General features: G+C 68.0%; 12 protein-coding genes and 1 pseudogene. 4 read left to right on the plus strand and 9 right to left on the minus strand.

Annotation, left to right across the window (positions count from 1 at the left end; translation table 11 throughout):
* Window positions 1-8: 8 nt before the first annotated feature.
* Complete coding sequence (locus tag MJQ72_RS14425) at window positions 9-1,778, plus strand: serine/threonine-protein kinase (RefSeq protein WP_240599656.1); 1,770 nt, start codon at window positions 9-11, stop codon at window positions 1,776-1,778.
* Window positions 1,779-1,860: 82 nt separating this feature from the next.
* Here the strand turns inward: MJQ72_RS14425 and MJQ72_RS14430 are convergent, their stop codons facing one another.
* The 3 genes from MJQ72_RS14430 to MJQ72_RS14440 form a co-directional block, all read right to left on the minus strand.
* Window positions 1,861-2,412, minus strand: a complete 552-nt coding sequence (locus MJQ72_RS14430; protein WP_240599657.1) for a hypothetical protein — start codon at window positions 2,410-2,412, stop codon at window positions 1,861-1,863.
* A gap of 77 nt (window positions 2,413-2,489) precedes the next feature.
* Complete coding sequence (locus MJQ72_RS14435; protein ID WP_240599658.1) at window positions 2,490-3,533, minus strand: DUF3558 domain-containing protein; 1,044 nt, start codon at window positions 3,531-3,533, stop codon at window positions 2,490-2,492.
* A gap of 84 nt (window positions 3,534-3,617) precedes the next feature.
* A complete protein-coding gene (locus MJQ72_RS14440) occupies window positions 3,618-5,189 on the minus strand; it encodes a dolichyl-phosphate-mannose--protein mannosyltransferase (protein WP_240599659.1) in 1,572 nt (523 codons plus the stop codon).
* A gap of 68 nt (window positions 5,190-5,257) precedes the next feature.
* On the opposite strand from MJQ72_RS14440, the gene rsmI reads away from it, so the two are divergent.
* Window positions 5,258-6,094 carry a 16S rRNA (cytidine(1402)-2'-O)-methyltransferase gene (gene rsmI, locus MJQ72_RS14445; protein ID WP_240599660.1) on the plus strand — a complete coding sequence of 279 codons (837 nt, stop codon included), beginning with the start codon at window positions 5,258-5,260 and terminating at the stop codon, window positions 6,092-6,094.
* On the opposite strand, the gene MJQ72_RS14450 is transcribed toward rsmI, so the two are convergent.
* Complete coding sequence (locus tag MJQ72_RS14450; protein WP_228708412.1) at window positions 6,091-6,567, minus strand: QsdR family transcriptional regulator; 477 nt, start codon at window positions 6,565-6,567, stop codon at window positions 6,091-6,093. The genes rsmI and MJQ72_RS14450 overlap by 4 nt on opposite strands.
* A 177-nt stretch (window positions 6,568-6,744) precedes the next feature.
* Here MJQ72_RS14450 and MJQ72_RS14455 point away from each other — a divergent pair, with 177 nt between their 5' ends.
* On the plus strand, window positions 6,745-7,704 hold the full coding sequence (locus MJQ72_RS14455; protein WP_240599661.1) for an NADPH:quinone oxidoreductase family protein: 960 nt from the start codon (window positions 6,745-6,747) through the stop codon (window positions 7,702-7,704).
* Here MJQ72_RS14455 and MJQ72_RS14460 read toward each other — a convergent pair whose 3' ends face one another.
* From MJQ72_RS14460 to MJQ72_RS14480, 5 genes and pseudogenes are all read right to left on the minus strand, one after another.
* Window positions 7,705-8,982, minus strand: coding sequence for an aminodeoxychorismate synthase component I (locus MJQ72_RS14460; RefSeq protein ID WP_240599662.1), 1,278 nt, complete (start codon window positions 8,980-8,982; stop codon window positions 7,705-7,707). It lies immediately after the preceding gene.
* Window positions 8,983-9,091: 109 nt separating this feature from the next.
* Window positions 9,092-9,706 (minus strand): glycoside hydrolase family 25 protein, encoded by a 615-nt coding sequence (locus MJQ72_RS14465; RefSeq protein ID WP_240601326.1) that lies wholly within the window; start codon window positions 9,704-9,706, stop codon window positions 9,092-9,094.
* A gap of 92 nt (window positions 9,707-9,798) precedes the next feature.
* Window positions 9,799-10,563 (minus strand): ABC transporter permease, encoded by a 765-nt coding sequence (locus MJQ72_RS14470; protein ID WP_240599663.1) that lies wholly within the window; start codon window positions 10,561-10,563, stop codon window positions 9,799-9,801.
* Window positions 10,553-11,562, minus strand: a pseudogene (locus MJQ72_RS14475) (ATP-binding cassette domain-containing protein). Before MJQ72_RS14475 ends, MJQ72_RS14470 begins: the two are co-directional and overlap by 11 nt.
* 87 nt (window positions 11,563-11,649) lie before the next feature.
* Window positions 11,650-12,246, minus strand: a complete 597-nt coding sequence (locus MJQ72_RS14480; RefSeq protein WP_240599664.1) for a PadR family transcriptional regulator — start codon at window positions 12,244-12,246, stop codon at window positions 11,650-11,652.
* 62 nt (window positions 12,247-12,308) lie between these two features.
* On the opposite strand from MJQ72_RS14480, the gene metG reads away from it, so the two are divergent.
* On the plus strand, window positions 12,309-14,102 hold the full coding sequence (gene metG / locus MJQ72_RS14485; RefSeq protein WP_240599665.1) for a methionine--tRNA ligase: 1,794 nt from the start codon (window positions 12,309-12,311) through the stop codon (window positions 14,100-14,102).
* The last annotated feature ends 1 nt before the right edge of the window (window position 14,103 follow it).

The raw sequence follows: 14,103 nt of genomic DNA on the forward strand, positions 1-14,103 counted from the left end.
CAGGGTCCATGGGACTAGCGAGCGCGCTGCTTTCGTTCGCGCACAGCCTGTTCGGGCCAGGGATCTGGCCAGGGGACTGGGTGTGGGCGACGAGCACCGCGGGAGCGCTGGTCGCGCTGCTGCCCGCACTGGGAGCGATGATCGTCGCGATCATCCGCAAAGGCACCGGCAACCGCTACGACGTGGTGACCCTGTCCGTCTTCGGCGGGATCGGCGTCGTCGCCGTCTTCCTGCTGCCATGGCTGCTGGCCACCGGCGTGTCGCAGACGTATCAGGAGGCCGCGTCGAAGTCGGGTGGCCAATCCGGCTTCTCCAGCAGTGACTTGGCGACCTTCAACGCCGACTACAGCCCGCTCATCGGCAAGCAGAGCGAATACCTGGGCCGCGGTCAGAACGTGTACGAGGTCCTGTTCTACCCGAACGGGATGCAGCTGGGTTACGTGTTCTACCTGATCCTGCTGGTCGGGTTGCCCGCGCTCTCACTGCTGTTCGTGATGCTGCAGGCACGCACCGCGTTCCGCCGGGGACCGAAGTGGCCTTCGCGGTTCTTCTGGATCCCGTTCGTGCTGATGGTGCTGGCGAGCATCGGCATGGGCGCGAACACCGCCGTGCACTTCTGGCTCGGGTTCCTGCCGTTCAGCGTGCTGGGGCTGATCCCGGTCGCGCTGGTCGGCCCGCCGCCGTGGTCGGTGATCAACCGGCCCGACCCGCAGCCCCGGCAGAAGGTCGAGCCGTACCGCCCGGAGCCGCCCGCCCCGAAGCCGCAGCCTCAGCTGCCGCCCCCGCCCGCCAAGCAGTACCCGGCGACCGCGCTGGCGCAGGCACCCGAACCTCCCGCGCTGGCCGCGGTCCCGGGCCCGATCCCGCCTCCGCCGGGTTCCCGCAACTCCGGCGGCAGCCGATACAAGCGTGTCCGGCGGCTCGGCCACGGCGGCTTCGGCACCGTCTGGGAAGCGGTCGACACACAGCTCAACCGCACGGTCGCGCTGAAGATCGCGCACGCGCCGGACCGGGACACCGAGGAACGGATGCAGCGCGAGGCCCGTGCGCTGGCCGTGGTGAACCACCCCAACTGCGTCAAGGTGTACGACCTCGTCGAGGAACCCGACGGGCTCGCGCTCGTGATGGAGTACCTCGAAGGGCGCTCACTGGCCGAAATCGTCGATTCGCAGGGCCCGCTCGACGACATCGCCGCCGGGCGGCTCTGGTCGACCATGGCCGGCGCGCTCGCGGCCGCGCACGAGAAGGGTGTGCTGCACCGGGACCTGAAGCCGTCGAACATCATCCTCGACCGCAACGGGCTCGCCCACCTGATCGACTTCGGCATCGCCCGCAGCCAGGGCGACTCGAAGATGACCGCGACCGGGATGATGATCGGCACGCCGGACTTCGTCGCTCCCGAGCAGGCGATGGGCTCGCCCGCCAGCCCGGCGTCGGACGCCTGGCAGCTCGCCGCGACGGTCAGCTACGCGCTCTCGGGCCAGCCGCCGCGCGGCACCCGGGAGACCCCGATGGCGGCGCTGATGGCCGCCGCCCGTGCCGAACCGGTGTCGAAGCTGCCGAACCGCAGCGCCCACGCCCGGATCCTCATCGCGTCACTCGACCAGGAGCCCCGCCGCCGCCCGACGCTCACCGCCGTGCGACGCGACGTCGAAGGCTGGCTGGCTCGTGCCGGCAAGTCGCCGGACGGCCCGGTGACGCAAATCGTGCCGCGCCGCCCTCCGCAGCAGCAGCCGCAGCCCCATCAGCAGCCGCAGCCTCAACGCCACCCGCGCTGACCTGCGGAAGGAGAGCAAGGGACCTTTGCTACCACTTATCTCGACGTCGAGACAAGTGGTAGCAAAGGTCCCTTGCTCTTCCTCAGTCGACGATGACCCAGGTCCCGCCCTGCCAGGCCATGGTGAACGTCTTGGGCTGAGCCGCCATCATCGCGATCTGCGGCGCGATCGCGCCCGGCGGGACGACGACCTTGTCCGGCCCCTTGCTCTGCAGTTTCGCCCGGTCCACGCGGGTGGCCTTCAGCTTCTTCACGTCGTCGGCCGAAAGCATCCCGAACTGCATCGGGGTGAGTTGACGGCATTCCTTAATCCCGCCGTCGAACGCGGGCCCGGTGATCCGGCAGACGGTTTCGAGGTCCTTGTCGCCCAGCGCGTGGTGGTATTCCTCCATCACGCTCGCGGCCCCTTCCGGCGTGTGCGCCACCGCGCCGCCCGTGGCGGATTTCGTGGCCTCGGAGACGGTCGCCGAAGGCCTCGAAGTACTGGCTTGTGTCGTGCTGGTGGCCGGCGCTTCGGAGGTGCTCGGAACGGCCGAGGACTGCGGCGACGCGGTTCCCGGAGTCTGCTCTTCGCACCCCGCGATCAAGAACAGTGCCGCGGCCGCGCAGGCCGCTCCGAGCGGTCGGATCGTCATGATGCCCCCTGTAGAGCTGCTGTTGACCAGCGAAGAGTAACAACTCGGGGCGAAGTGTCACACTTGAATCGGGAAAATCACGAGTCCCCGGTGATCAGCCCCAGCATCGACACCGACAAGACGAGCTGGGCGGAGACGCAGGTCCGCGGCATCGCTTCCTTCTTCTTGCCGACGAAGTCGACCTGAACGACTTGGCCGTTGCTCAGCTGGACGCTCAGGGCACAGGCGTCCGCGGTCTGCTCGAACCTGGCCTTCAGCGTGCCGAACTGCCCGTTCCGCACGTCCGCGCCCGGGTTCGGCGGCACGGCTTCGAGACCGCCCGTGCCCGTCGTGTACATCCCGACGACCTTCGCGTACGGGACCTCGTGAGTACAGGTCGGCCCGAGTGGCCCCTCGCCCTTCTGTGCGCCTTCGCGGCCCGCGTTGACCCCGGCGTAGTTCGTATGAGTGAACTTGACGACCTCGCAGATGTCCGCGTTCGTCAGCACACCGGCCGCGGGTTCCTGGACGGTGCTCGGCGCCGGTTTGCCACCGGCGAGCGGAACGAATTTCTTCAGCACCACTTCGGCGACCTTCTTCGCCAGTTCGCAGTGCTCGGCGCGCGTGCCTGCTTCGTCGCTGTTGACGTCATAGGCGTCGACAGCGATCGAGGCGTAGGCGCGGACGTCCATGTTGACCGAGCAGAACGTCACCGGCTCCGGATCGAAGGCATAGGTCCGGCCCTTGATCCCGGCGATCTCCACCGGCTCCATCACCGCCGAATCCTGCGTGATCCAGCCGAACGGGCTGTAGGCGTGCACCTGCGCGCCCTTGTTGTTCGGGAACTCGAACTGACAGCCGCTCAGCACACCCTTGGCACTCGTGAGACCGAGCGGCTGCAGATCCGGCTTGATCGACTCGAGCCAGTCGCAGCCCTCTTCGCCGCGCTTCGCAGGCAGGGCCAGCGGCTGGTCGAGCACCTGATCGCTGAACCCCGACCCGTCGGCGGGCGGTTCGTATCGCGGGTACTTCGCCTCGCTCGCGCCGGGTGCCGAGCCCTCGCGGAAAGCCTTCCCGTCGATGGCGCCGGAACATCCGGTGAGCAGCAGGGCGACGGCCAGGAAATACGGCCAACGAGACATGACGACCCCCAGTAGTCCTCAATTCGGACGGGAGTCTAAGCCGCTTCCGGGCGCTTCGCCGGGGCTTGGGTCAACCGATCGTGGTCACTTCCAGGACGGAAGCCACAACTCGGCGTTCCAGTGCTCGTTCGTGATCGCGTTGCCGTTCAGGATCGGCCACAACCAGGCGAAGTTGGCCACGACGAGGCCCACGTAGAGGGCGACGACGAGCAGGCCGGTGCCCCGCCGCTCGAATCCGCGTTTCGCGCTCCCGAGGATCTGCCCGAGGACCAGCGTCAACCCGAGTACCAGGAACGGCGCCAGCGGCGTCGCGTAGAAGTAGTACATCTGGCGGTCGAGGTTGGTGAACCACGGCAGGAACCCGGCGAGGTAGCCGACGAGCACGGCGGCGTAGCGCCAGTCCGCGCGGAAGACCGAGCGCCACACGCTCCAGCCGAGCATCGGCAGCGCCAGCCACCACATCGCCGGCGTCCCGATCAGCATCGTCGCCCGCACACAGGTCGACTCGCCGCAGCCCGTCGCGTCCGTGCCGCCCGCGTACGCGTAGAGCATCGGCCGCAGCCCCATCGGCCAGGTCCATGGCTTCGACTCCCAGGGATGCGGTTTGTCCTTGGGCGTCACCAGGTTGGCGTGGAAGTCGAGCACGTTCATCGAATAGTCGCCGAGCGACCGCAACGCGGGCGGCATCCAGGCCCAGAAACCGGGATCGATGTCCTTGATGGCCACGTAGTTGCGGTCGGTCGCGGTCTCGCTCGCGAACCAGGCCCAGTAGCAGGCGAAGTACACCAGGATCGGGATGACGACGATCGCCCACAGCGCGGGTAGCACGTCGCGGCGCAGCGTGCCGACCCATGGCCGCTGCACGCCGGCCGCCCGGCGGGCGGCGACGTCGAAGAAGACGGTGAGCAGCCCGAAGGCGGCGATGTAGTAGAGCGCCGACCATTTGACGCCGAAGGTCAGCCCGATCATCAGGCCGCCGGCGAACCTCCACCACCGGAAACCCAGCTTCGGGCCGAACCGGGATTCGTCGATCCAGCCTTCGCGGACGGCCACGGCGAGCCGTCGCCGCACCTGGTCGCGGTCGCACAGCAGACAGGCGAACGCGGCGAGGACGAACAACGCGATGAAGATGTCGAGCATGCCCATACGTGACTGCAGGTGCAGGACGCCGTCGCTGATCACCAGGATTCCGGCGACCGCACCGAGCAGTGTCGACCGCGTGAGCCGCCGGGCGATCCGGATGGTGAGGAGCACGATCAGCGTGCCTGCCAGCGCCGGCATGATCCGCCAGCCCCAGGCGTTGTAGCCGAACAGCCACTCGCCGATCGCGATGAGATGCTTCGCCAGCGGCGGGTGGACGATCAGCTCGTAGCCGTAGTTGTCCTCGTAACCGCCGTTGCGCAGCATCTGCCACGCCTGCGGGACGTAGTGCTTCTCGTCGAAGACGGGGGTGCCCTTGTCCGTGGGCGTTCCCAGGTTCTGGATCCGGACGATGCCGCCGATGAGCGTCAGCACCAGCGTGACGATCCAGCCGCGCAGACGGTCCGTCGGCATGCCGCGGCCGAGGAGGGTGGCCTCCCGGTCGTTCGGTGGCCTGAGCGAGTCGACCGGATCCGGCCGCACGCTCTCGTTGTCGCGGGTCAGCAGTGCGGTCACGGGGCATGATCCTACGGGCGGAAGAGTGAACTCGGTGTCCGGATCTGCGAACCGGTTAACCTTCGGGAATGACCGAAGGACGCCTCGTGCTGGCAGCCACCCCGCTCGGAGACGTCCGTGACGCTTCGCCGCGCCTGTCCGAAGCCCTCGCGACGGCCGACGTGATCGCCGCCGAAGACACCCGGCGCCTGCGCTCCCTCACAGCGGCTCTCGACGTCTCACCGGTCGGACGCGTCGTCAGCTTCTACGAGGACGTCGAGACCGCCCGTCTGCCGAAGCTGCTCGAATCGCTTCAAGCCGGTGAGACGGTGCTCCTGGTGACCGACGCGGGGATGCCGAGCGTCTCGGATCCCGGGTTCCGCCTGGTGGCGGCCTGCGTCGAGGCGGAGGTGCCGGTGACCTGCCTGCCCGGCCCGTCCGCGGTGACCACGGCGCTCGCGCTGTCCGGCCTGCCCTGCGACCGTTTCTGTTTCGAAGGTTTCGCTCCGCGCAAGCCCGGTGAACGGGCGAAATGGCTCGGTTCGCTGAAGGACGAGCCCCGTACGGCCGTGTTCTTCGAGTCGCCGCATCGCCTCGCGAGCACGCTCGCCGACGCCGCCGACGTCCTGGGCCCCGAGCGTCGCGCCGCCGTTTGCCGCGAATTGACCAAAACCTACGAAGAGGTCAAACGCGGCAATCTGCCGGATTTGGCCGCTTGGGCCGCCGAAGGGGTCAAAGGCGAGATCACCGTCGTTCTGGCGGGCGCGCCGCCGCGCTCGGTGAGCGTCGAGGACCTGGTCTCGGAGGTCTCTTCGCGGGTCTCGGCAGGTGAACGCCTCAAATCCGCCGCCGCCGAGGTCGCCGAGGCGGCCGGGGTGTCGAAGAAGGAGCTCTACGACGCGGTTCTCGCTTCCCGCAAGCGCTAGGACAGCAAGGCCGTCACGGCCGCGTGTGCCTTGCCGGCGTCGGGTTCGTCGCCGGTGATGACATCGGTGTAGATGAAGGACTCGCCGATCCGCACCAGCAGATAAGCCAGGTCTTCGACCGGCAGCGGCGGAGTGAGCCGCCCGGCCTCGACCTCTTCGTCCAGAAACTCGCGCATCTTCGCGATCGCGCGACTCTGCACCACGCTGGCCTTGGTCGTCAGGATCCGCAGTGCCCGCTCGGGCTCGTTGCGCAGGAACTCCCGGAACGGTTTCGAGCCGTTCACGGTCCGGACGAAGGTGCCGACGAGCTCCGCGATCCCTTCCGCGCCGCGCCCGAGCTTGCCGGAAGACCGCGCTTCGAAGACCTCCACGGTCATCGACCACAGGATTTCGCCGAGCAGCTGATCCCGGCCGCCGACCCATCGGTGCAGGGTCGCCCGGCTGATCCCCAGCTCGCTCGCCAGCTCGCCCATGTCCACCCGGCGCCCCTCCAGAAAGCGGGCGCGCGCGATCGTGAACGCGCGCAGGGCGTCCGGGCGCGGCGAAGTCAGCTGGCGTTCGAGTGCGGTTTCGATGAGTGAAACATATCACGCAATGTCTCAGGCATGAGACATATGCAAGAATGTCTCATCTCGACGAGGAGGAAGCGGATGCGCGCAGTACAGGTGACCGAGTTCGGCGGACCCGAGGTGCTCAACCTCGTCGACCTTCCCGATCCCGTCCCCGGTCCAGGTCAGCGGCTGGTCGACGTCGACCGGATCGGCATCAACTACGCCGATACCCACCAGGCGGAAAACTCGTACCTCGCACCGAGCAAGCTCCCGCTCGTCCCCGGCGGCGAGATCGTCGGCCGCACCGCCGACGGCAAGCGGGTCGTCGCGCTGCTCAACGGCGGTGGCGGCTATGCCGAACGCGCGGTGGCCGACGACGTCACCAGCTACGAGGTTCCCGACGGCGTCGACGACCTGACCGCGCTCTCCTTCATCGTCCAGGGCACCACGGCCTCGCTTCTGCTGCGCAAGAGCGCCCATCTCGAACCCGGCGAAACCGTCGTCGTGCACGCGGCCGCGGGCGGGGTCGGCTCCATCGCCGTGCAGCTGGCGAAAGCCTGGGGAGCGAGCCGGGTCATCGCCACCGCCAGCAGCGACGAAAAGCGCGCCCTCGCCCTCGAACTGGGCGCCGACTTCGCCATCGATTCGCGGGCCGAGAACATGACCGACGCGCTCCGCGAGGCGAACGGCGGCAAACGCGTCGACATCGTGCTCGACATGACCGGTGGCACGGTCACGGACCAGAGCATCGCGGCCCTCGCGCCGTTCGGCCGTCTCGCGTTCTACGGCATGGCCAGCCGCGAGAACCCGAAGCCGATCGAAGCCCGCAACCTCCTCGGGCACAGCACCACCGTGGCCGGGATGTGGCTGCCGCACGCTTTCAAACTCCCCGGCGACGTCTTCGGCCGCGCGCTCGACGAGCTTTTCGAGCTGGCTCTCGCCGGCCGGATCCGCGCTGTCGCCGGAGGCGAGTACGCGCTGTCCGACGCGCGCGCCGCCCACGAGGCCCTCCGCTCGCGCGGCACGATGGGCAAGCTCCTGCTGGACCCCACCAAGTAGCTAGCCGAGCAGGTGCTCCAGCGGAGCGGACTTGTGCAGGCACTCCTGCCATTCCGCGTCGCTGTCGGAGTCGGCGGTGATCCCACCGCCGACTCCGAGCGCGATCGTGCCTTCGTGGATTTCGAAGGTTCTGATCGCGACGTTCAGTTCCAGGCCGGCGATCGGCGAAGCGAGCCCGATCGCACCGGTGTAGACGCCGCGCGCGGTGGGCTCCAGCTCGGCGATCAGGTCCAGCGCCCGGATCTTCGGCGCGCCCGTCACCGAACCCGGCGGGAACGTGGCCGCCAGCAGCGCCGCGTCGTCGATCCCGTCGGCGAGCGATCCCTCCACAGTGGACTCCAGATGCCAGACCCCCGGCGCGGGCCGGACCGCGAGCAGCTCGGGGACACGGACGCTGCCGGTGGCGCACACCCGGCCGAGATCGTTGCGGACGAGATCGGTGATCATCACGTTTTCGGCGACGTCCTTGGTGGATTCCCGAAGCCGTCGCGCGAGGTGCTCGTCAGCGGGGTTCCGCCTCGGCAGGGTGCCCTTGATCGGCGTCGACCGGACGCGTCGTCCATGCCTGGCAAGGAAAAGCTCGGGAGAGAACGAGACGACCGAGCCCCAGTCTCCGGCGAGGAACGCCGCCCGGCGGGCTCCCAGACGACGCACGCCTTCGGCGAACAACGCGATCGGATCGCCCGTGAACCTGCCGCCGAAGCGAGCGCAGATGTTCGCTTGGAAGAGCTCGCCGGCTTCGATCGCGTGCACACACGCCTTGACGGCGTCGTAGTGCTCCGAAGGAAGCGGCCGTGCCAACGGGCCGGAACTCCAGGTCGTCGCCTCGGGAAGCTCGGCGAGCGCGGATTCCACCGCGGACACCTCGGCGACCGGATCCGGAGCACCGTCGGGAACCAGGGCTTCGAACCACCACGACCCGTTCGCGTCCAGCCGGAGAACCCGGTCGACCCAGCCCCACGCGGCCGGCGGAAGCTCCCCGGAACGGCCCGACGGATCGGTCAGGTCGTACCCCAGGTAACCGAACCAGCCGCCCCCGACCGCGCCGGGCACCGCGTCACGAACGTCCGGCATCCGAGTGGGGATCGAGAACGCTTCGGCCACGTCACGGACCGGAGTCAGGGAAGCGTTCAGCGCGATGACCGCGCGCGAAGAGAACCACTCTCCGCAAAGCGCGGCGGGCGGTGCGAGGCCGAGCTTCTCGGCGCGTGCGCCGAGGACCGCCAGTGCCCGTTCGGGCCCGACGTCGGTCCGCAGCTTCCGGCACATCAACCGCACGCGACATTGTCGCCGTCCGGGTGGCCGGAAAAGCAACCCGCGCCCAGCGGAAAGTGAGATCCGCGACCACGCGGTGACGTCGTGCGCATCCGCCGTCACGCAGCGGAAACTACAAGAGCACGTCGGTCAGTTTGAAGGGATAGACCACCGCGTCCTGCGCGATCGGTCCGTCCACACCGGGCAGGCCGTCGCCGAAACCGTGCTGATGCAATCCCAGCCGCGAGTGGAACCATCCCGGTCTCCCCGGGATCTCGTTGTGCCTGACCAGCCACAACACCACTTCGCTGTCCGCCCACTTGTCCGGCCGCAACCGGTTCGTCCAGCAGTCGAGGCTCGCGTACACGAGGACGCGTTCGACGCGCGCCGCATGCCTGACGTGTTTGATCCACGCCTTGATGAACCGGTCGTCGACGCTGGGCGCCTCCACTTCGAGCGCGGGCGCGAGCGAACCGGGCGCGAAGGCGCCGAGCGCGCTCGCCGTCCGCACGAAATGGTCGGCTTGGTCGTGGACGGCACCAGGACGTGCGTAGTGCCGCGCGCCCGTGTGGATACCGGCGTGCTGCGCGCCGGTCAGATTGCGTTCCGCCGCGGCGTCCCGCCAGTTGGTGTTTTCGGTGACGGTGACCGACGCGAACCGGATATCGGCGCCGCGCACCGCCGCCCAGTCCGTCACCGACTCACGGTGGGACAGGGTGACGCCGTGCTCGCCTTCCGGATCCAGCAAACCCACCCGCCTCGAATTTCGCCCCAGTACGACCGAAAGGTCACCATACGTCCGCGGAGCGGCCGCAAGGTGACCTTTCGGTACAGCGTGTCTCAGGCGTTTTCGCGTTGGAACGTCCGCGAGCCCCACCAGATGGCCAGAACGGCCATGACCAGCACCACGACGCTCCCGGTGAACAGCGCGTCCATCGAGAAGTCGCCGCGGAAACTGTTCCGCTCGACATCCACCACATGCCGGAACGGATTGATGCGGGAAATCGTGTACAGCCAATCCGGCGCCGAGCCCGCGGTGATCGGGATCAGGATTCCGGAAAGCAGCAGCAGTGGCATGAGAACCGCGTTGAGCAAAGCCGGGAAGGCGTCTTCGCTCTTGAGGGTCAGCGCCAGCGCGTACGAGCACGACGCCAGCGTGATCGACAGAAGGAAAACGATCACCAGGCTGAGCACGACACCGCTGAACGGAGCGTTCAGGTCGAAGACCAGATACGCCAGCGCGATGATGATCAAGGCCTGGACGACGGTCTGCAACGCGTTGGCGAGCACCTTGCCCAGCAGCAATGCCACCCGGCTCACCGGGGTGACCCGCATGCGTTCGACCACGCCCGAGCGGAACTCCGCGAGGAGCCCGAACCCGACGAACGAGCTGCCGAACAACGCGAGCTGCGCGATGATCGCCGGGGTGAAGATCATCCATCCGTCCACATCGGACAGCCCTTGCGCGTTGAGCGCCTTCACCAGAAGCGGCCCGAAGAAGAACAAATAGAGGAGCGGCTGCATGATGCCGATGGCGAGCCATGTCGGGTTGCGCAACGCCGTGAGCATGTCACGGCGGAAGATCAACCAGGTGTCATGCAACATGCGTGGCCTCCTTCTCCGCCGCGGCGTCGGTCGGCGCGCCCTCTTCGGCGTCGCGCAGGCTCCGGCCGGTCAGAGTCAGGAACACATCGTCGAGCGTCGGCCGGTGCACCTGCATGGACGCCATCGCGATGCCACGCGCGTCGAGCGCCCGCAGTAGTTCGGGCATCGCGGTGTCCCGCGCGGCACCCGGAAACGCACGGTGCCGTCGGTGACCGTCAGTTCGTGTGCACCTTCGAGGCGGCCCGCCACCTCCGCGGTCTCCGCCGCCGACTCCGGTGAAACCCCGATGACGACACCGTCGCCGGAAACCCTCGCTTTCAACGAGTCCGGTGTGCCTTCGGCGACGATCTTCCCGTCATCGATGACGATCAGCCGGTCGGAGAGCGCGTCGGCCTCGTCGAGGTAGTGCGTGGTCAGGAAGACCGTGACTCCCTGCTCGTCGCGCAGCCTGCGGATGTGGTCCCACAGATTCGCCCGGCTCTGCGGGTCGAGCCCCGTCGACGGCTCGTCGAGGAAGACGAGCCCGGGCGAGTGGATCAGCCCGAGCGCGATGTCGAGCCGGCGGCGTTGCCCGCCCGAGAGCGTCGTGGTCGTCCGCTGGTCGAGCCCGGCCAGGTCCAGTTGCTCGGCGAGGACGGCCCCGCGCGCGAGCGCGTCCTCCTTGCTCATCCGGTACAGCCTGCCCTGGAACTCGATCTCCTCGACGACCTTGCTCGCCGGCGCGGTGCCGCCGCCTTGAGCGACGTAGCCGATTCGCCGGCGCACCCCCAGCGGGTCGGCGAGCAGGTCGCAGCCGCCGACCGTCGCCTCGCCGGCGGTGGGCTTGAGCAGCGTGGTCAGCATGCGCAGGGTCGTGGTCTTCCCCGCGCCGTTCGGTCCGAGGAAGCCGACCAGTTCCCCGGCCGACACGTCGAGATCGACGCCCTTGACGGCGTGGACCTCGCCCCCATTGCGGCCCTTGCGGCGGAACCGCCGCTCAAGGCCGCGTGCCTTGATCATGTCTACTCCTTTCGGTGCTCAGCTAGTCAAGTTTGACTAGTGGCAGCACGCACTGTGCCCTAGGAGTCGTTCCGCAGTCAAATTTGATTACTTGGGCGGCGCGCCGAACACGGCTTCTTCGTCCGCGCCTTCGCCCGCCATCACGTATTCACCGGCTTCGAGACGGCCGATCAGATCCCTCATCCACGTCACGTTCGCTTCCGCGTGCACGCTCCACAGGCGGTACAGCTCGCTCACGTGGGGAGGTTTCCCCAGATCGACGGCGTGTTCGCGGGCGTAATGGGTCGACTGGGCGTGCGCTTCCATGTTCGCCAGCTGCTGTTTCAGCAAAGCCAGCACCTGCGCGCGGGGCAGCGTCGGCATGAATATGACGGCCGCGGACAGTGAGTACCCCGTGGCGTCGTCGCTCGACAGCGCCCTGCCGAGTTGCACGAGGAACTCGGTCTCGCCGTCCTCGGTCAGCCGGTACGCGATCCTGTCCGGCCCGCCATCCGCTTCGACGTCCTCGACCTGTTCGAGGAGGCCTTCGGTGGTCATCTTCTTCAGCGCGTGATAGATCGAACCCGGCTGGACATTGCCCCACTTGTCGGCCGCCCACGAGAGAAGCTCGCGCCGGACCTGGTAGCCGTGCGCCTTGCCGTACATGCGCACGACACCCAGCACCAGCAGACGCGTGGCGGACACCGAGGCCTCCGATCCTCTCCCGGACAACAATGCCTTAGACGACGTCCGTAGGCTAAACAAGCATGAGCACCCCAGTGTTGACTGCGGTGGCCTGGCCCTACGCCAACGGCCCCCGCCACATCGGCCACGTGTCCGGATTCGGCGTCCCGTCCGACGTCTTCTCCCGCTACCAGCGAATGGCCGGCAACCGGGTGCTCATGGTGTCCGGTACCGACGAACACGGCACCCCGATCACCGTCCAGGCCGACAAGGAAGGCATGACCTCCCAGCAGACGGCCGACAAGTACACCCGTCAGATCGGCCAGGACCTGCAAGGGCTCGGCCTCACCTACGACCTGTTCACCCGCACCACCACGGGTAACCACGCCGAGGTCACGCAGCAGATCTTCCTCGCGCTGCACCGCAACGGTTACGTCGTCCCCAAGACGACCAGGGGCGCGATCAGCCCGTCGACCGGCCGCACCCTGCCCGACCGGTACATCGAGGGCACCTGCCCGATCTGCGGCTACGACGGCGCGCGCGGTGACCAGTGCGACAACTGCGGCAACCAGCTCGACGCGGCCGAACTGATCAACCCGAAGTCGCGGATCAACGGTGAAACGCCGAAATTCGTCGAGACCGAGCACTACTTCCTCGACCTGACCGCGTTCGTCGACACCCTGGGCAAGTGGCTGTCCAGCAAGACCGACTGGCGCCCGAACGTCCTCAACTTCACGAAGAACCTGATCGACGACATGCGGCCGCGGCCGATCACCCGTGATCTCGACTGGGGCGTGAAGATCCCGCTGGACGGCTGGCGCGACCAGCCGCTCAAGCGGTTCTACGTCTGGTTCGACGCGGTCATCGGCTACTTCTCGGCCAGCGTCGAGTGGGCCCGCCGCACCGGCAACCCGGACGCCTGGCAGGAGTGGTGGAACAACCCGGACGCCCGCTCCTACTACTTCATGGGCAAGGACAACATCACCTTCCACGCCCAGATCTGGCCCGCTCTGCTCTTCGGCCACAACGGTGAGGGCGATCGAGGCGGTGTGGCCGGCAAGTACGGCAAGCTGCACCTGCCCGACGAGATCGTTTCCAGCGAGTTCCTCACGATGAGCGGCTCGAAGTTCTCGACCTCGCGCGGCACGGTCATCTACGTCCACGACTTCCTTCGCGACTTCGGCCCGGACACGCTGCGGTACTTCATCTCCGTCGCCGGCCCCGAGACCCAGGACACCGACTTCACCTGGGACGAATTCGTCCGCCGGACCAACTTCGAGCTGGCCAACGAGTGGGGCAACCTGGTCAACCGCTCCATCTCGATGGCGCACAAGAACGTCGGAGCCATCCCGCGTCCCGACGCGCCCGTGGCCGCCGACGAGGAGCTCAAGGAGCTCTCCCGCAAGGCGTTCGACACCGCCGGTGCCCACCTGCAGCGCTCTCGGTTCAAGGCGGCGGCGAGCGAGGCCATGCGTGTCGTCACCGCCGCCAACCGGTACCTCTCGGACCAGGAGCCGTGGAAGCTCAAGGACGACCCCGCGCGGCGCGACAGCGTTCTGCACACCGCCCTGCAAGTCGTCTCCGACGCCAACACGCTGCTGACCCCCTTCCTGCCCCACTCGGCGCAGAAGGTGCACGAGGCCCTCGGCGGCACTGGCGTCTGGGCGGCCCAGCCCGAGCTTCAGGAAGTCGAGGACCTCGACATCCCCGGCCGGATCAACCCCATCCTCACCGGGGACTACAAGGCCGAGCAGGCGCGCTGGAAGTCCGTGCCGATCGAGGTCGGCAAGCCTCTGGAGAAGCCGACCCCGCTGTTCGCCAAGCTCGACCCGGAGCTCGGCGAGACCGGTCCCGAATGGGCGCCGATCTCGAAATGAG

It is taken from the genome of Amycolatopsis sp. EV170708-02-1 (assembly GCF_022479115.1).
GTDB lineage: Bacteria > Actinomycetota > Actinomycetes > Mycobacteriales > Pseudonocardiaceae > Amycolatopsis.

What these genes read in the sequence shown, in the direction of transcription:
- MJQ72_RS14430 (WP_240599657.1), bottom strand. Translation starts at nt 2,412, where the DNA reads ATGACGATCCGACCGCTCGGAGCGGCCTGCGCGGCCGCGGCACTGTTC.
- metG (WP_240599665.1), top strand. Translation starts at nt 12,309, where the DNA reads ATGAGCACCCCAGTGTTGACTGCGGTGGCCTGGCCCTACGCCAACGGC.
- MJQ72_RS14435 (WP_240599658.1), bottom strand. Translation starts at nt 3,533, where the DNA reads ATGTCTCGTTGGCCGTATTTCCTGGCCGTCGCCCTGCTGCTCACCGGA.
- rsmI (WP_240599660.1), top strand. Translation starts at nt 5,258, where the DNA reads ATGACCGAAGGACGCCTCGTGCTGGCAGCCACCCCGCTCGGAGACGTC.
- MJQ72_RS14455 (WP_240599661.1), top strand. Translation starts at nt 6,745, where the DNA reads ATGCGCGCAGTACAGGTGACCGAGTTCGGCGGACCCGAGGTGCTCAAC.
- MJQ72_RS14470 (WP_240599663.1), bottom strand. Translation starts at nt 10,563, where the DNA reads ATGTTGCATGACACCTGGTTGATCTTCCGCCGTGACATGCTCACGGCG.
- MJQ72_RS14425 (WP_240599656.1), top strand. Translation starts at nt 9, where the DNA reads ATGGGACTAGCGAGCGCGCTGCTTTCGTTCGCGCACAGCCTGTTCGGG.
- MJQ72_RS14450 (WP_228708412.1), bottom strand. Translation starts at nt 6,567, where the DNA reads ATGGGCGAGCTGGCGAGCGAGCTGGGGATCAGCCGGGCGACCCTGCAC.